Genomic DNA, 17,186 nt, shown 5'->3' on the forward strand with positions numbered 1-17,186 from the left:
AATTGGACAGGGCGGGCGAGCTATTTTGAGGAATTGTCGCTTGCGGACCGGGTCGGGTCGATATGGGTCCATATCCGACGGCCGGTTCCTCGTTGCGGAAAAATATATCCCTGGAGCCCGAGGGACGCGCTTCTCTCGTCGAACCCATTTCGGCGGCGCCTGCAACCAACCGCACGAGCGCCATCATGAAGATCGGTTACGCCTTCTGTTCCAACGACGCCTACGACGAGAATGAGGCCTTCCTCACCAAAGCCGGCTGCGATCGCTGCCTGCATGACCGCATGGGGCATGGCCGTCAGACGCTGCGGAACATCCGCATGCTTTTGCGCGCCGACGACACCCTGGTCATCCGAGCGGCCCGGCAGGCCGCCGACACCATTCAGGACCTGGAGTTGTTGGTCCAAGATGTCGTGACCGCGAAGGCGGAGCTGTCGATCCTTGTCGGCAACCACACGACCCAGAGCATCGTTCAATCCTTGGAACTGGTGCGTGCGTTCTCCTCGAGATGCCCACCGACTGACGCCGCTGAGGCGAGTGACCCTTCCCCGGCCCCCCAGGCCGGCCGCGTGCCGGATCGGCGCTGCGAAAGACGGGAACCGAACCGGCCGATGAACGAGGACGATGTGCTGCTCCGCCTGGCCGGCGGCGAAGCCGTGAGCTCCATTGCCCGAGATTTCGACGTGACCTGGTACAGGATCAACATGATCCGCAAGCGTCATCAGACCGGCTGACACCAAGGGCAACACGTCCGATTCGGCAGGCATCAGGCCGGACATCGCCGCCGCTTGTGCCCGCATTCAATCCCCATAACTCCGCCGCACAACGAGGAGGGTCCAAGCGCACCGGCTTGGACCTTTGAACCGGCACGGCGCGGGGCTATAGGCGGCCCGGCGCCGGCCATGCACGCGAGACGGCAGAGCAACAGCTTGTCCCACGCGGGATCAGGCCCGTTGTGCATCCAGCGGTCTCCGGCACCCAGGAGCCCCCTCCATGACCACATTGCCGACCAGTTCCTTCCCTCCTCCCTCCAGCCTGCCGTTCACTTCCCGAAATCCCCTTGAGGGCAGAGTGCTGCCCCCCTCCGGCTGGTGGTCGCTCATCCAGGGGCAAGGCAGAAAGTCCATGCGCCAAGTTCATTATCAGCTCAATCAACTCGCTACCGTCCTCGCCGCCAAGGGGAAGGGAATCGACGTCTACATGTCGCAGGGCATCTTCGGGAAGAAGTCGCGGCGCACGGTGGATCTGACCCACATCACACATGCCTACGTCGATCTCGACGTCTATAAGACCGAGGTCATGAGCAACGGGAAGGGCATCGACATCGTCGCTCGTATGGTCCTGCTTGATTGCGACGATTTCGGTATCCCCAAGCCGTCCTGCATCATCCACTCCGGTCGTGGTTTGTATCTGAAGTGGTTCTGGCGGCAGCCGGTTCCCAGCTCCGAAGCCGGCCGAGCGATTGCCATCAACCGGGCGCTGGTCCAGTTCTTCCGGGACTTCGGCGCCGACCGCGCGGCAGTCGACATGAGCCGCATCCTGCGGGTGGTCGGCTCCGTCAACAGCCGGTCCGGTAACAGGGTGGAAGTCCTGTGGACCAATGATGTGGGCGGCGATGTCCTACGCTACGACTTCAACACCTTTGCCGATGAATTTCTTCGCCCTCCGCTCGCCCGCGCGGGAGGGGTCGCGCCGACGCGGCCGGCCAGGGCCGGGCGGAAAGACGCGCCCTGGGAGACCGTTGAGCAACAGCAGCGGCTCGGCCGTAAGCTCTTCCACCGCGCGGATTGGCATTTGGGTGTTCTCGCGGACCTGCGCCGTCTCGCGGAGCTTCGCCACGACTCCGGCATCGTCCAGGTCGCCGGAGCCGGCCGTCAAGCCGGGCTGGACCTCTTCGGACACCTCGGCGCCTGCCAACTCGCCATGGTCATCCCCGCCCCTCAGCTGCCGGCTGAGATCGAAGCGTGGGGACGCCAAATTCTGCCTGATTGGTACATCGACGGCGAATTCAGCCGGCACTGCTCGACGCTGCTGGATCGCGCGCGCCAGGCAGCCGCCGGCGAGCGGGTACAGCACGGCGGCAGGAGCGTCAGCCCGAACTGGACCTACAACAAGGACACGCTGATCGACCTCCTCGAGATCACTCCCACAGAGATGAGGCAGATGACGCGCTTGATCGACGGCGACGAGAAGCGCCGCCGCGACCGCGAAGCGTGGCGCGCCGACCACACCGGCCAGGACCGGACCGCCTATCTGGCCGCCAACAGTGTGAGCCGCGATAAGCCCTGGGAAGCCGAAGGCATTTCCCGGGCGACCTGGTACCGGAGGCAGCAAGCGGCCGCCGGCACCGGATGAGACAGGTCCTCCCTACATCTACGCAACGGGGACGGAGAGGGCCCAAAGGCCAACGGGACCCAAGGCAAACCCGTCCCCACAACCACCTCATCCGCCGCCCTTCCCTGACGCCTCAGCGCCGATCCGCGGCTGCCCGGGTGGATAACGAGAACGCCCGGCGCCGCGCACCGGCGGCGCTCCACGCGCCGGGGCACCTCATCGACCGCCGTGTGCGCCTACTATGGATGTTCCAGCGCAACGACCGCTCCACGCCATACGGACACCTTACACTTCAGCGGACGGACGGCCGCGATATCGAAGATGCGGTCAATCCGTCCGGTGTGTGCGGCCTCGCCGACGGCATCTCGAGGCTGGGCGTGCCGCTCGGCGGCGACGCCGATCTTCCGCTCCGGAGGGACGCGTCAGCGCCATGCCCTGAAATAGACCGCTAACGCCAGCCCCATCAGGGCCACGGCGACCGCCGGCAGCAGGAGCCCTTCCGACCGTAGCGCCAACCAGGCGACACCAAGCGAGGCAAGGGCCAGCGCGCATGCGAACTGCACGCGCAGCAGCCATCGGTGGGGGATTCGGTCGGGCGGAGTCATGGGCTAGACTTTACGCGAGCTTGGTGGGGAGATCGAGATGGGCGATCGGGTAGAGCGGCGGGCGACGAGGAGGAGCAGGATGAGGAAACGCATCTTCCTGCCTTCCCGCGCCGTGGGGCCGCAGGGCTGGTACAACGTCTATCGCCGGTGGTACCCGACCCTCTCCCTGTGGCGGAACCGCCGATGGAGCCACTATGGGGCGCGGTTCAGTCAGGCGCCTCCGGGCATGCTGCTGAAGGGGCCGAGATGGACCCGCGGCTGGGGCATTGCGTGCAGCAGGCAGGCGCTGCGTACGAGCGAGCGGTTTCTCGCCCGCCTCCGCGCCGGACGGCATCAGACGTCGCCGGTTGTCGCGGTGGAACTGCTGATCGAATCCACGCGCTATGCCACTCTGACGTTCCACGAGCGGACCGCCGCGGTTCGAGACGTTGTGCAGCGCTATGGGCCGGGAAGGTCGAGGTGATCAGGCCGGTCTGGCGCTTCAGGTGTCGGAACTCCTGCGCGCCGTCCTGTCCGGTCCGAACAGGACCTTTCATGCGCCGCAACGCCACCTGGAGGAGCCTGACGGGTGCAACGCATGAGGTGGCTGCGGCTCTCGAGGGTGGGCACTCGACCTTGGGAGCATGCGGTCGATCGTACCTGAAGCGGCGCGCCGGGCCGCCGCATCCCTCGAGGACTCAAGACCGGCGGCGGAGGTGGCCGCCTTCGTACCGGACAAATCGCAGCTCATCGTGGTGAAAGAGTCAAAGGGGGGAATCATGACGAACGAAGACAGCGCGTTTTGGGAGACCGACGCCGTCACAGGCGTGACATGCCTCAGCAACGGATCCTGGACGGCTCTCGTGGCACGCAAGAGCGATGGATGGCACTACCTCGTCCACAGCGGCGAACGTGCCGGCGGGTTCATCGGGGCGTCGATCCAGAGCCAGCGGGGCTTCCAGAAGCGTGCGGAGGCGCAGCAGGCGGCCGAAGCCGTCATGGTGGAACAGGGCGCACTGTCCGCACATACGGCGTCGGAGCTCATCCGGCAGCGGCTGCCTCGGCGCAGGGGCAAAGAATGAGCGATCTGCTCCTGGACTGGTCCCCCCTCAAAGGCTCCGGCAGGCGGGGTGCCCTCACATCCTGGAGGCCACCGGATGCCGCTGGTGAAAGCTGGCTTCTGATGGTCTGGCCCTCCCTCCAACCGGGAATCGAATGGGGGTGGCGGACAAACCTCTATGCGCCCATCCAGTCTGGGATCGGGCGGGCGGAGAGCCAAATGGAGGCGCAGCGGTCGGCTGAAAATGCGCTGATGGAGATGCTGACGGCACACCAGCGGGCGGAACTTCTACGCGAAAGGGATGGACGATGGGCAAAGCTGTGCAGATCCGGTTGATGGGGGACGATCCTGACGAGGTCAGGCGTGTGACGGCGCTTCTGGCGCAGCTGCCGGGCATCGCCTTCACCGGCACCGCGCCGAACCGGCGCGGTCCGGGCCTACGGTACGGTCGCTGTGCCCTCGAGCACGATCAAGTCTTACACCCTGGATGATCTGCTCGCCGGCGTCACCTACGACAACCGCCACGAGGAATTTCCGGCCATCGACAAGGGCCGGTGATCCCCCGGTGACAGGACAGGGCGTATTGGATCGGCGCGCTCGGTGATTGCCGGGTTGTTACCCTGAATGGAGTGACCGCCGGCATCGCCTTACACCAACGGCCGTCGCCTGGACGGAGAGGGACCATAGGGAATGGGGGCCGATCCCGAAGCCCACTCCCAGCTGACCGGCTGCACGGCATCCCCGATCCCGCTACGCCGACAGCCTTACCAGGTGCGATGCTCACTCGGCGGTGCATCTCCCACCGCGATAAGGGCGAGCCGCCAGAGGACGTTCGCCCGATCGTCCCGCGACAACCCGGCGAAGCGGTCACTCAGATGCGCCAGGCACAGCGCCTCACGCGCTTCGGCCGGAGTCGGCAGGCGGTCGATCACCTCGCTGGAATCGTAGAGTCCGTCGGGCGTGTAGCGGTGGGTCATCACCACGCAACGCTCGAGGGATATGGCGACCGTTCGTGTCGGGCGTCGGCCATCGAGGTGGATGAGGATGTGACGGTTGGGCTGCATGGATCGGCTCTCGCTTCTGACGGTGGGACTCAGTCGGCGCTGCCCAGGCAGTCGGAAGGCCAGGATGCATGCGGCAGAACCCGATGGATGCGCCGGACACGCATGACCGTGCCGGACGATAGCCCGACCGTCTCTGCGATCACCCGGATCGGCGTGCCGTTCGCCGACAGGGCGAGGATCTCGGCGACACGCTCGGACGTCGCGCGGCGGTAAGGGCGATGGCCCCGGTGGAATGACGGCACATCGGCGGGGTCCGGTAGACCCTGGAGGAGAGCGGCGGCCCGCAGAATGCTGACGCCGTCGATGCCGTCCTGCAGCAGGGTGACACGGGCGCCGACCTCAACGGCGCGGCGCAATGACGCCAGGATCATGCTGCTGGTGGCGCCGAGATGCTCGAGACCTGGAACGAGAAGTTCGTCACCATCTGTGAGGAGTGTCAGCAGGGTGTCGCGGCCGGCCTGATCGGCGCTGCTGTCCCTCAGGATGCGGGCGCCGGCGATCGCGGCGGCGTGCCGATCGAGCAGATCGGCCGTCGAAGAAGCGGAAGAGTGAATAATGTAGACAACGCGCATGGAGGACCTCCTGTCATGACGACAGCGGCCGATCCGTGGATCGGCGCGGTCAAGAGCAGGGTCTGACGCTCATATGGGATCGTGCCGGCGGGGCGGTTCCCGAAAAATGCGCATTCACTTCCTGATCCACTTGCACCGCCTTGGGACGCACCGCCGCCGCTCGGCGGGGTGGCGATCCATGGGGGCGATCCGGCAGAACAGCGGCACCGGCCGGTCATTCCGTCCGTCTTGCCCCGCCACCGGCATCCTGCCGGCCGGCAGATCATGGGGCAGGAGATTGCCATGCTTCATCCCGACCTGTTGGATTCCGCCATCGTCGATCCCATCAGGCCCGCCCCTGTCCGCCATCGGCCGGGCTCCCTCGCCGACGACGCCCTGACAGTGCTGCGCCATCCGCACGTCCTCGGCGCCTGGCTCCATGCCGACCGCCTCGCCGAACTGCTGGCCGCCTCCTCCGGCTCGCACCGTGCCGGCAAGGCGACGGCGCAGATCGCCAACGAGCTGCGCGCCAAGCTGCTGACCCAGGCCCGGAAGCGACCCTATCCCGACATCGAGGTGCAGCCCGGATCCCTCATCCGTGCCATCGCGCTGCCGCGGGCCGGAGCGCCGGCAACGGTCGCCGGCCTCCCCCGCCCGCTCTCGCAGCACGAGCGGCTCCAGGGGCTGCTGGCCAGCGTTCACCTCCTGCTCGGCGACGCCGTCTATCTGCCGCCCGGTGACCGTGGCCGGCACCCCGCCCTGCGAAGCCGGCTGACGCTGACCCTGCCGGCGCTCGGTCAGGCCGCCGCCGAACGGAGCCTCGCCCAGGTCGACGTCGTCGTGCTGCGCGGTGGCCGGCTCCACCGGCTCTACGAGATCGAGACCAACGCCGGCAAGGCGACCAAGGCTCTGGTCCGCCTCAACGACGTTCTAGCGGCCGCCGGGGCGCCGGATGGGGGATTCGTCGTCGCGGTACCCGACGCGCAGCTCGACCGCCTGCGCCTCGAGCTCGAGCGTCCAACCCTACAGGCGCTGCAGGGCATCTGCCGCTCGCTGCCGTTCTCGCGCGTCGAGCACCCCTACGACCCCTGACGACCTCGGCCGGGACCGGGAACAGCGTGACAACCTGCCCTGGCGCCTTCCGTCGCGGAGGACGCCAGGGCAGCACAATTCGATATGGCCTGGGAGACGGCGCCGTACCATACCGGATCGAGATCATACCGGACGATACCGGCCTGTACCGTTCCAGGCCGTACCGTACCGGTTCCTCCGTCGTGTGGATCGCCCTTCTGGTGCCCCTATCTCCGATGCCACCAACACGGGAGGTGATCACATGTCTGCCACAAAAGCCACGCGTGCGGCGGTGCAAGCCGCCTATGATGCGCTCCGAGCCGAAGGGGTCGAGCCCACGGCCGAGCAGGTTCTTCAAAGGACCGGCGGATCGAAGACGACGGTCTGCCGGCATCTGCACGAGATCGCCGCCGCCTCTCCGCCGTCGGCGACGCTCTCCGTGCCGTCGTCCGCGCCGCCGTCGGACGATGCGCCGGTCGAACTGCCGCTCGAATGGCGGGAAGCCTCGGACGGGTTGACCCGGACCTTCGCCCACATCCTGACCAGGACGATCGCCGCCGAGCGGGAACGCGCCATGCAGCTCCTCGAGGCGGAAGCGTCGGCTCGAGGCGCCGCCGTCGCCGCCATGCGAGCCGAGGCTGAGACGCTGCGGCAGGGCTGGGAGAAAAGCCGGAAACAGGCCGAAGCGGACTTCGCCATCGCTGCCAGCGAGGTCGAAGCGCTGCAGGAGATCGTCACCACCCTGCTGGTAGCCGTCGATCTCGAGACGTCCGACGATCTCGACGACCTGCGCGCCATTGCCGATCGCGCCATCGACCGCATTCGCGAGCTGACGGCGGCGGCGGCGCGCGTTCCCGCGTTGGAGGCCGACCTCGAGCAGCGGATGGCCGAGTTTCGGACGGTTGAGGGCCGCGTCGAGGAACTTCGGGAGGCCGCCGGCCGGGCCGAGCGCAAATGCGAGGAATTGACCAGGATCGCCGCCCGTGTTCCTGCGTTGGAAGCCGCTGCGCAGGCCTCAGAGTTCCGCATCGCCGAGCTGTCGGCCGCCGCCGCTGCCGGCGCCGAGGCCATCGGGCGGGCCAAGGCGCTGGAGCAGGTCGTCGACCGCCTCACTGTGGCGCCCCACGCCGCCGTGCCGAAGGCGTCGGCGCCCTCTCGGAATGGCGCTCGTTCGCCGAAACACTCCACCGGTAAGGCGACGGGCGCCGGCCACGTGGTGAAAGACGTCGATAACTCGCCGACGAGTGAGGAAACGACATCCGCCGATCAGCCGTTGCCCTTCGCTGATCTGGTGCTGGCCGCGCCGCCCCCGATTGACGGGGAATCGCCCAGGCCGCCGACGTCGCCGGTCCCCCCCACCTGAGGCACTGAACGGCGGCGACTGCCGTCGCCGTTCTTTCTCTCCTCCCAACCGCCGCTCACCCCGTTGCGCCGACGCCGTCCGCTGCAATCTCCCGATCGTCTTGGCCCCCTCGGGGCCGACGGCCAGCCATGCGCGGTTTTCGCTCCCAAGGGAGCCTCAACCACGCAAGCCGGCCAGGGGCTCCGCGCCCCGTGGACCCCGCCAGGGAGGGCCAGCCCTCCCATGGACCCACCCGACGGAGAGGCCCACCTCCCCGGACTCTCGAGGAAGGTCAGATGCCGAAGACGACACGACGCCCGCCCGCCATCGGATCCGGCAGCGAAACCCGCGTCCGGACCCGCCAGCTCACCTATCGACTGACGCCGGACGAATACGCGGCGGTCGCCCGCAGCGGCGAAGCCCGCGGCTGGTCGCCGGCGCAGTATGCCCGCGCCGTCGTCCTGACCGACGCTGGCCAGACGATCCCCGCGATCGCGCGGCGCCGCCCCGACGCGCCGCCCGAACTCCAATCGGCGCTGCCTGTCCTCACTGCTCTCCTCGGCGACATCCGGCACATCCGCACACTGCTGAACCAGTTGGCGGCAAGGGCCAACGCCGGCGCGGTCGCCCCCGCCTGCGCCGGCTACGCCAAGGCCGAGACCGTCGTCCAGGGGCTGTCCGAGCGGATCGTCGCCGCCATCCTCGGGGAGGAACGCGCATCATGATCGTCAAGACGTCCCAGCGCAGCGGTTCCGGCTGGCTCGCCGCCCACCTTACCCGGACGGACACCAACGAGGCGGTGCGTATCGTCGGCGGACGCGGCGTCATCGCGCTGGACGTCCGTTGCGCCCTGCGCCAGTTCGACGCGCAGTGGCGTGCATCGCCCACACGTGCCCGCGATTTCCTCATCCATGCAGTCCTTTCGCCGCACCACCCCCTGTCGGATGGCGAGTGGGCGGAAGCCTGGGACCTGTACGAATCGCAACATGTCCTCATCGGCCAGCCTTACATCGAGGTCGAGCATGCCAAACCCGGTGAGACGGGACGCCCAAGTCATCGGCACCGCGTCTACCTGAGGATCAGACAGGATGGACGAGCCATCCCGCTCAATCATTCCTACCGCGTCAACGAGGTCGTCGCCCGGCTCTGCGAGTTGCGCTTCGGCCATCCCGTCACCAAAGGCGCCCACAATCGGGCGGTCGTCGCCCATCTCGAGCAGAACGGCTACAGCGAAGAGGCCGATCAGCTGCGGGGACTGACCATGAGGCGGCGTCCGCGCGCTGCACGCTCGGAGAGCGAAGCGCAGCAGGAAAGCCGCTCCGGCTGCAGCAAGGCCGCCGCCGCAGAGATCGTCGCCGCGGCATGGCGCTCCGCTGACGGTCCGCACGCGCGCCGTGCCGCCCTGGCCGAGGCCGGCTTCGCCCTCGCCCGGGGCGACCGGCGCGACACGGTGCTCGCCGTCGACACCGGCGGCGAGTCATGGGCGCTTCATCGCCTGCTGGGGACCGGCGAGCGGGGTGCCTGGACGGCGGCGCGGGTGCGCCGCGACCTCGAGGGCGTCATCGATGCGCTTCCGAGTGTCGAGGAGCTTCGCAGCAGCCGGCATGGAGGAACCGATCAGCAGGGTAAGGGGCTGCGCTCGAACAAAGCCGAACCGTTCGTTGGCGCACCGGCAGTCCCGCCGGCCGAACTCGAGACGTCCGCCACGCCGGCGCCGACACTGGAGGATGAGGCCGAGGCGTACTGGGCAAGCGAATTCGACGCCGAGATCCCCGTGATATCGGCACCGGCACTGCCGATGCCGGTCATCTGCCGGCTGGGGGCCGACGCGTCGATTCCAGAGGCAAGCTCCGCCTTCGGCTTCCACGGCACCGCGGACGTCGAGGAGGGAGAGGTGGACGGTCCGTTGATGGAGCCGGCCCGGCCCGTTACAGCTTCCTCTCCATTGCCGACGGCGACGGGAACGGCCGCCGTTGCGCCTGTCACGCCGGATGTGCGGTCCGGAACCGCCTCAAGCGCCGACGTTCCACCGGGCATCGATCATGTCAGGGCGGCGCCCCCGCGGCGCAGGAAGGTGGCGAAGGCCCAAGAGGAAGCAGCCAGAGCGGAGATCCCGTCGCAGACGTCCGCTCAACGATCTCCGATTGCCGATCGGCGGAAGAATCCCGCTCCCGAGCGGGACGGTCCCCCCGTGGCTGTCGACCGGAGCGGGAACCGCGCGGGCACCAAGCCGCCAATGCCGATCGACATGCCGGCCGCCGGCCAAATGGACCGGCTCCGGCCCTTGAGCCGTGATCGACGCCCGCCATCCCCACCACGGTTGCCTGACCGGCTGGAGCACAAGGACTACGGCGCCCGCCAGTCGTCGGACCTGCCGACCGTCTCGCAGATGGAGGAGGCTTGCCGGCGCGCTGCGCACAACACCAAGCTGACCACCCGATTGATCAACGAACTGACGGCGCAGACACCGAATCACACGACGTCGACGGCGGAGACGTCGTCTGATCACATCCCGTCCCCCGCTCCCGATGACAGCATCGTGACCCTCCTCAGGTCCTATGCCGGCGCCCTGATGGACTGGTGGAACTCTCGCCGGCTCCCGGGTCATGACACTGATGCCCTTCGGCGTCGGCTGGACCAGGCATGGCGGGCTCTTCTCGCCGCCGCCCGGAAGTGGTTGTCTGAAAGAGGCGCTGGCAGGAGTTCGGAAACGGTCCAGGCATTCCTGGCCCGCGAGATCGGCCGCAACCACCCGGACGCGCGCGAAGCTCATGAGGGTTGGCTCGACCGCGTCTATCAGCCGGCCGCAGCCGCCGTCCGCGTCATAGACCGTACATCGGAAGGCCCCATCTCAGTCAGACACAACGATGGCCTGAGATTTGGAACGGGTCCGGAGCGCCAACGGACTGGCGGATAGTGCTGTCTCCCAGTCGGGCCTTCCTTAGAGCAGCTTGTTGAGAACGGCCAGGGACGCTTTGCACCCCTGTGCGGTGCCCTGCGGAGCCTCACTGGCCGTTCCCGACCGCTGCACCATGCGCCTGGATGCTAGCTGATCAGGCACAACTGTCCGTTGACCATGGCCGTGGGGAGGCGGTAGTCGATCGAGGCGATCGCCTCGGTCAGCTTCGCCAGCCTTGCGCCCTTGTAGTAGCGGTTCCTGGTCTGCCCCTGCTGCGCATGCCCCATCAGCTCGCTCACGCGGACATCCGGAATCTCGCGGTTGAGCAGGTGCGTGTCGAAGCTGTGGCGCAGCGAATGGAACGACACACGATCCCGCTTCATCCCGATGTACTCGAGGTAGCGGCTGAACCATTCCCCGAGGTTCTCACCGGCACGGTTCGCCTTTTCCGGCTTGAGGCCGGGAAAGAGATCCCGCTTGCCGGCGCGCTTCTGTGCGTCGACGTAGTCGAGAAAACCGAGTTCGAGCAGCAACGGATGAATCGGTACGATGCGCTTCGAGGTGGTGGTCTTCACACTCTTGCCGTCCTCAGGAGCCACGTCGATGCACCAGATGCCGACGATCGGAACACCGTCCTCATCCTTGGGCGAGAACGCCCGCAGGCGGGCCCATGGTCCCGACGGATCGTCGAGATCCACGCCCCAGTCGATGAAGTCCTCCTCATCGAAGCAGCGCAAATGGATATCGCCAGTCAGCAGCTGCGCCGCCTCGCCGAGCCGCAATCCCTCAAGCGCCGCAAGCAGCGGAATCCAGAACTTGCCGTCCTTCACCATGAGGGGACCGGACCGATGACGGTAGTCCATCCTCGCGCAGCCGGTCCAGCATGCGCTGGCGAACAGCTTGCGGACCTCGGCGTTCGAGAGGGCCTCCCGATCGGCATTCGCAGCGCGTCCGATGTCCTTCTTGTTGTAGCGGATCTTGAGATCGAGCAGGTCGCGGTTGATCTTCATCTTCATCGTCTCCTTGAGCCAGCGGAGCAGGCCCTTGATTTTGTCGAGATGCTTGTTGACGGTCTTCATGGCCAGGCGCGGCACCTCGGCATCACGCTTCTCATGGGCCATATTGTGCCGGTCGATCTGTCCGGTCTCCGCACGCGCCATGACCGCCGCCTTCTGGGAAGCCGTGATCGCGTCCGCCTTGGCGGCGGCGTCGGCGCCGGTCAGGTTGCGAAAAACGCCGCGGCCGAGCAGTTTGGGGACCCGGTGCAGCTCATCTCTGAACCGCAACAAATCCTCCTCCGTCAGGTCGACGACACGGCGGTCCCCGACAAGACTGGCGAAGAGTTCTGCGGCGACGCGGTAATTCCGCTCTTCCTCCTTGCACAAGGAGGCGGACTTGACCGCATTCGAACCACGCTGGCGGTGGCGGACCCATTCGGCCATAGCCTGCTCGATCGTCCAGTCCGCTGCCGGGTTGGACATGGGTGCCTGCCGGTGAGAGACCGTCTCCGCCGCATCGGAGGCCGGCTCGACGATCGAGGCCGAGGGTCCGAGCGAATTCGCCGGCTCCATGGCAGGACGAGCCGTGACGAGGACGGGCGCCGGCGCGACGGCGGCGGGATAGGGCTGCTGGAGATGCAGGGAGGGTGTCGCCTCCTGCCGATCAGGCACCGGTCTGGTGCCGCGTTCAACGATGCCGACCGATGCCGCGGGGGCGGCGACCGAAACGGATTGCATCGCCATCTGCGCAGGCATGGTAGCTGGCATCGGAGGCGTCGGCGTGACAACCATGGCGGGGCGAACCTCCGCTGCGGAAGCCGGGTTGCCCGACGGCATCCCGGTCGTCCCAAGGCCGGCCGGCAAGGGCGGCATGAGTTCCTCGAGGTCGTCGTCGTAGGGGATCTGCTCGCGAACGGCGTTGATGCGATGGATGCGGGGAAGCCCGCGCAGCACCAGCCGTGCGAGGTAGCTGTGCTCGGCCGTCTCGGCCGCAGGCACCGGCAGGCCAACGGTGACGGCACGCTCGAGCACCGCGCGGGCAGCGTCGAGCCGGTTGTGCCGGACGGCGTCCTCGATGGTGGCGACGGCGTCGAGTTCGGCCTGGACCCGCCGGGCGATCTCCTCCGGCCCCCGCTCCCCGCCCAGGGCACGCGCCACTTCCGCCCGTTCCAGCTCGCCGAGCAGGATCGGTTTGAGAAGGGCGCGGAGCGCGCTGTTGTTGATGATGCCGGCCTGCATGACCTCGCCCAGGAGCCTAAGCACGGCATCGACGACGACGCTGAGACGCCGCCCTCGCTGCCGTGCGAGGTCGGCCATATTTGTCCGCAAGGAGAGACGTATCTCCCGATCGTCACATTTTTCCGAAAAATTTTTAAGAGTGCCGTCCACATCGGCGGCGGCCCCGCATGCCGGCAGGATCCGGCGCCACCAATAGACGGAACCGCGGCGGTAGAGGTGAGGGGCAAGCGGCATAGGCGGCTCCGTCTTGAGGAGCGCCGCGCGCGCGTGAGGGCACAGGCCGCTGGCACAGTTGGGGGACTCACCGGGATGGTCCCGGAGCAGTCGGCCCTAAGTGCTTGATTTACAAGGGAAACAACTGGGAGTTGGTTGGGGGACTAGGATTCGAACCTAGGCTGGCGGAGTCAGAGTCCGCTGTCCTACCGCTAGACGATCCCCCAGACCGTCACCGGGGCGGCTCGTTCGCCGTGCCCCGTGGTGTGGGCGGGTTTATAGCGGCCATGTGCCGGGCTGTGAAGAGCTTTTTTCGCTCCGGATGCATTTTTTTCCAACCGCCGCCGCCGGCCCGGTTTTCCCCAGGCCGGCGGCCCTTCATGTCATCGCGGAACGATGCCGGTCATCGGGGCGACGATGTGGCGAAGGTCTTCGTCAGCCTCCAACTCCCCCAGCTTGCGGGGAAGGCGGCGGCGCCAGTTGGGGTGCTGGTCCACCGTGCCGGGAAGGTTGGGCTGCTCGTCGTCGGCCAGCGCATCTTCGATCTGAACCATCACGATGCGGGATGGCGTGCGTGACAGATAGGCGTGGACAGCGGCGGACAGCTCGATGCGAAACGGCTGGTCGCCGTCCTCCGTGGGGTAGCTGTCCGGGCGCAGCCCCTCCCGCGACAGGGCCTGCAACAGGCGCCAGCGGTCGACGCCGCGGTCCCAGCGGTCCTGGTCGCGGCTGGCATCGTCGGGATAAAGGCCCAGCCGTTTGCGCCAGTCGAGGTCGCGGCCGGTCCAGAAGCCCTTGAAGGGTGCCAGATCATGGGTGCTGACCGTCGCCATCGAACCGGCCGGATACTCACCGGGGGACTTGAAGCCGCCGTCGGCGGCGCGCTCAAAATAGAGCACGCGGTAGCTGAGAATGCCGGACTGCTCCAGGGCCGGGCGGAAGCCGTCCGGCACGGTGCCCAAATCCTCGCCGATCACGACGCACCGATTGCGCCGGCTCTCCAGCGCCACGATGCGCAGCAGGTCGTGGAAAGGATAGGCGACATAAGCACCCGGGCTGCCGTCCTCCGGAATCCAGAACAGGTGCTGCAAGGCCATCACATGGTCGATGCGGAGCGCAGCGGCATGGCGCATGTTGGCGCGCAGAAGCTCGATGAAGGGGCGATAGGCGGACTCGCGCAGGCCCAGCGGCGACAAAGGCGCCAAGCCCCAGTTCTGGCCGTTCATGTTGAACTGGTCGGGCGGAGCTCCGACATTGGCGCCCTGCACCAGCATCGCCGGATCGGCCCAGGCGGAGCCGCCGCCGGGGTGGGCGGCAACGGCAAGGTCGCGGTAGAAGCCCATGGCGAGGCCGGAAGCCCGCCCGCGTGCCGCAGCCTCGCCCAACTGGCGGTCGGCTTCGAACTGCGCCCAGGCAAAGAAACCGACACGGTCGGCGTGCGTCGCGGCAAAATCCGCCACCTCGGCGCTCTGCGGGTCCTGGAAGGCGGCCGGCCAGCTCCGCCACATCCACTGTGCGGAGTCCTCACGGAAGAAATGCTCGTGCAGGGCATCGAACAGGGCATGGCGGTCGAGCGCCGCCCCCATGTCCTGCCGGAAGGCAGCATAGGCGATCTTGCGCGGATGGTCGTCGGGGAGGCTGCGGAAGCGGGCGTGCAGGGCCTCCAGCAGCGGCAGCTTCAGCGCGGCGACGGCGGGGTAGTCGACCAGTTCCGCCTGCCGGGCGGACACCAGCGCCGTCTGGAAAGCAGGATCCGCGATCCGGGCCTGCAGATCGTCGGCGCCGGCGAATTCGGGAACCGTGGCCGGGTCGATGTACAGGATGTTGAGGAACTGGCGGCTGGATGGCGAATAAGGTCCGATGTGGTTGGGGTCCGCCGGGAAGAGGGCATGCAAGGGGTTGAGGCCGACCAGACCGGCGCCCAGCCGCCCGGCGACGTCGGCGAAGCCGGCGAGGTCGGCGAAATCGCCCATGCCCCAGTCATGCTCCGACCGCAGGGAATAGATCTGCAAGCCGATGCCCCAGCTGCGGCCGGCCGACACCATCTCCTCCACCGTCACGCAGCGTTCCGGCGCCACGATCAGGGTGGTGGAACCCGACGGTCCCGTCCCGCCGGCGGCCTCCACATGCAGGTCCAGCCGGTGATAGCCGATGGGCAGGGACACCGGCAGCAGGGCGCCCAGCGCACGGCGCTCGTAGGCCGTGCCGTCCAGGGAGGTGCGGTCGGTGACGGGCAGGTCGCGGACCGCGACGCGGCCGCCCTGGGCGGTTCCCCCCTCCGGTGTCAGCTCCCACACCAGCGCGGCCTCGTCGAGACCGGCCGGCAGGGCGACCTCAAGACCGATCCCCTGCCCTTCCCCGCTGACCAGGACCGGCGGCAGCGGACGGCTCCAGGACCGGCGTTCGACCGTGCGCAGGCTGTCGGCGACCTCCCCGTCCGTGGCGGCCTGTAACCCCATGGCGGCGATCAGCGCCCGCTTTGTGGCGGTGGAGGTTTCGCGCCGGTTGCCCCAGATGTCGTGATAGTGGGGTTCTAGTCCAAGCAGATCGGCCAGCCGGTCGAGATCACTCATGCAGGGTCCCCGCGGGTTGTACGGAAGGAAGGGTGGGGCTTAGGGATTGGGGCGGCGACTGCCGGCGTCAATGCCGCACGGCGGCCTATGCCATCGGCGCTCTCCAATCAGCCGGCTCCCATCAGCCGGCGGACAGGGCCGTGCCGGCGGCAGCCGGCGGCGGAGCGGACAATGCGACGGGCTCGTTCGCATCCTCGTCGGCCGCAGCGGCGGTGGACGCCGTCAGCGCCGCCGCCGCCGCGGCCTTGGCCTGGGCGATCTGCTCCAGCCGGCCGCGGTATCCGGCGACGGCAGACGACACTTCGCGCGTCATCGCTTCCAGCGCCCGGTCGGGATCGACGGCCTGCATCAGGGCGCGGGACAGCGCCTGCAACTGGTCGCGGTCGTCGGCGGCAACCGGACCGGCTTCGGCGGCGGCGCGCACCTTGTCGGCCAGCGTCTTGATCGCCCGGGCAACCGCCTCGACGGGGGCATGGTCGCCATCGTCGCCCAGCCGGCGCAGCAGATCGTCGAGGAAGCCGCCGATGCGGCCGACATGGTCGATGGACATGCGGTCGGGAGCCGGCCGCGCCAGGCCGGCCAGGGCGAATTCCACCAGGAAGGCGACCTGGATGCTGGCGCGCAGCCGCTTCTGGGTGGTGACGGTGGCGACCGCCTCGTTCAGCAGCATGCGGGCGCCGGACTGTGTCCATTGGCCGGTCGCCTTCAGCCTCAGGGTGTTGGGAGCGTCCAGAACCGGAACCTGCGCCCCTTCGCGCGGCGATTTGCGGCGGTCGGGCCCGATGTAGTCGGCGGTGACGACGAAGCCCTTGCGCGACTCGATCAGGCTGACGATGCGGTCGCGCACCTGCTTGGGCGACACCGGCTTCATCAGCAGATCGTCGCCGCCGGCATTGGTGACGCGGGTCAGCAGCGCCGGGGTCGGCGCCCAGGTGGTGACGATGACGCAGGCGAACGGGTTGGGCGCCGTCGGTTCGTTGCGCAGGGCCCGGATGAATTGGAAGGCTTCCGAGTCCTCGCCGTCGGCATCGACCAGCACCAGATCGGGCATGACCGACCCCAGCAGGCCGGCGGCGGCCTTCACCGAATCGAACAGCTCCACCCGCCGGAAGCCCAGCCGGATCAGCACGTCGCGGAACACGCGCGCGGTGTTGAGCTGGCTGTCGATGATCGCGGCGTCGACCTGCGAGAAATCGTAATCCGGCATCGTCCTACCCGAAGCTCCGCTGCGGCTGTGACGGAAACGCACCGCACAGCGTAA

At 67.9% G+C, this 17,186-nt stretch carries 13 protein-coding genes and 1 tRNA gene; 8 read left to right on the top strand and 6 right to left on the bottom strand.

From position 1 onward, the window contains the following. Positions 1-185: 185 nt before the first annotated feature. From ABNQ39_RS22210 to ABNQ39_RS22225, 4 genes are all read left to right on the top strand, one after another. The gene (locus ABNQ39_RS22210; RefSeq protein WP_376960605.1) at positions 186-731 is read left to right on the top strand and encodes a hypothetical protein; all 546 of its coding nucleotides are present in this window, start codon (positions 186-188) and stop codon (positions 729-731) included. Positions 732-990: 259 nt separating this feature from the next. Then, entirely contained in the window at positions 991-2,352 is a 1,362-nt protein-coding gene (locus ABNQ39_RS22215) for a hypothetical protein (protein WP_376960607.1), read from the top strand. A gap of 663 nt (positions 2,353-3,015) precedes the next feature. Continuing rightward, positions 3,016-3,399 carry a hypothetical protein gene (locus ABNQ39_RS22220; RefSeq protein WP_376960609.1) on the top strand — a complete coding sequence of 128 codons (384 nt, stop codon included), beginning with the start codon at positions 3,016-3,018 and terminating at the stop codon, positions 3,397-3,399. A gap of 295 nt (positions 3,400-3,694) precedes the next feature. After that, positions 3,695-3,997: a hypothetical protein gene (locus tag ABNQ39_RS22225; RefSeq protein WP_376960611.1), complete on the top strand. Its 303-nt coding sequence runs from the start codon at positions 3,695-3,697 to the stop codon at positions 3,995-3,997. 742 nt (positions 3,998-4,739) lie between these two features. On the opposite strand, the gene ABNQ39_RS22230 is transcribed toward ABNQ39_RS22225, so the two are convergent. Together ABNQ39_RS22230 and ABNQ39_RS22235 are read right to left on the bottom strand one after the other, a co-directional pair. Beyond that, positions 4,740-5,039 carry a hypothetical protein gene (locus ABNQ39_RS22230; protein WP_376960613.1) on the bottom strand — a complete coding sequence of 100 codons (300 nt, stop codon included), beginning with the start codon at positions 5,037-5,039 and terminating at the stop codon, positions 4,740-4,742. Positions 5,040-5,068: 29 nt separating this feature from the next. Beyond that, a complete protein-coding gene (locus tag ABNQ39_RS22235; RefSeq protein WP_376960615.1) occupies positions 5,069-5,611 on the bottom strand; it encodes a hypothetical protein in 543 nt (180 codons plus the stop codon). A gap of 282 nt (positions 5,612-5,893) precedes the next feature. On the opposite strand from ABNQ39_RS22235, the gene ABNQ39_RS22240 reads away from it, so the two are divergent. The 4 genes from ABNQ39_RS22240 to ABNQ39_RS22255 all read left to right on the top strand — a co-directional run bounded on the left by ABNQ39_RS22240 (position 5,894) and on the right by ABNQ39_RS22255 (position 10,920). After that, the gene (locus ABNQ39_RS22240; RefSeq protein WP_376960617.1) at positions 5,894-6,682 is read left to right on the top strand and encodes a hypothetical protein; all 789 of its coding nucleotides are present in this window, start codon (positions 5,894-5,896) and stop codon (positions 6,680-6,682) included. 241 nt (positions 6,683-6,923) lie between these two features. Next, positions 6,924-8,024, top strand: coding sequence for a DNA-binding protein (locus tag ABNQ39_RS22245; protein WP_376960619.1), 1,101 nt, complete (start codon positions 6,924-6,926; stop codon positions 8,022-8,024). Between the two features lie 275 nt (positions 8,025-8,299). After that, positions 8,300-8,728, top strand: a complete 429-nt coding sequence (locus tag ABNQ39_RS22250) for a plasmid mobilization protein (protein WP_376960621.1) — start codon at positions 8,300-8,302, stop codon at positions 8,726-8,728. Then, the gene (locus ABNQ39_RS22255; protein WP_376960623.1) at positions 8,725-10,920 is read left to right on the top strand and encodes a hypothetical protein; all 2,196 of its coding nucleotides are present in this window, start codon (positions 8,725-8,727) and stop codon (positions 10,918-10,920) included. Before ABNQ39_RS22250 ends, ABNQ39_RS22255 begins: the two co-directional genes overlap by 4 nt. A 128-nt stretch (positions 10,921-11,048) precedes the next feature. Here ABNQ39_RS22255 and ABNQ39_RS22260 read toward each other — a convergent pair whose 3' ends face one another. From ABNQ39_RS22260 to ABNQ39_RS22275, 4 genes are all read right to left on the bottom strand, one after another. Next, entirely contained in the window at positions 11,049-13,373 is a 2,325-nt protein-coding gene (locus ABNQ39_RS22260; RefSeq protein ID WP_376960625.1) for a tyrosine-type recombinase/integrase, read from the bottom strand. 132 nt (positions 13,374-13,505) lie between these two features. Next, positions 13,506-13,579, bottom strand: a tRNA-Gln gene (locus tag ABNQ39_RS22265). A gap of 156 nt (positions 13,580-13,735) precedes the next feature. Continuing rightward, positions 13,736-15,925 (bottom strand): 4-alpha-glucanotransferase, encoded by a 2,190-nt coding sequence (malQ, locus tag ABNQ39_RS22270; protein ID WP_376960627.1) that lies wholly within the window; start codon positions 15,923-15,925, stop codon positions 13,736-13,738. 121 nt (positions 15,926-16,046) lie between these two features. After that, the gene (locus tag ABNQ39_RS22275) at positions 16,047-17,132 is read right to left on the bottom strand and encodes a response regulator (RefSeq protein WP_376960629.1); all 1,086 of its coding nucleotides are present in this window, start codon (positions 17,130-17,132) and stop codon (positions 16,047-16,049) included. Between the last annotated feature and the right edge of the window lie 54 nt (positions 17,133-17,186).

This window comes from Azospirillum sp. A26 (genome assembly GCF_042604635.1).
In the GTDB taxonomy this organism is placed as follows: Bacteria; Pseudomonadota; Alphaproteobacteria; order Azospirillales; family Azospirillaceae; genus Azospirillum; species Azospirillum palustre.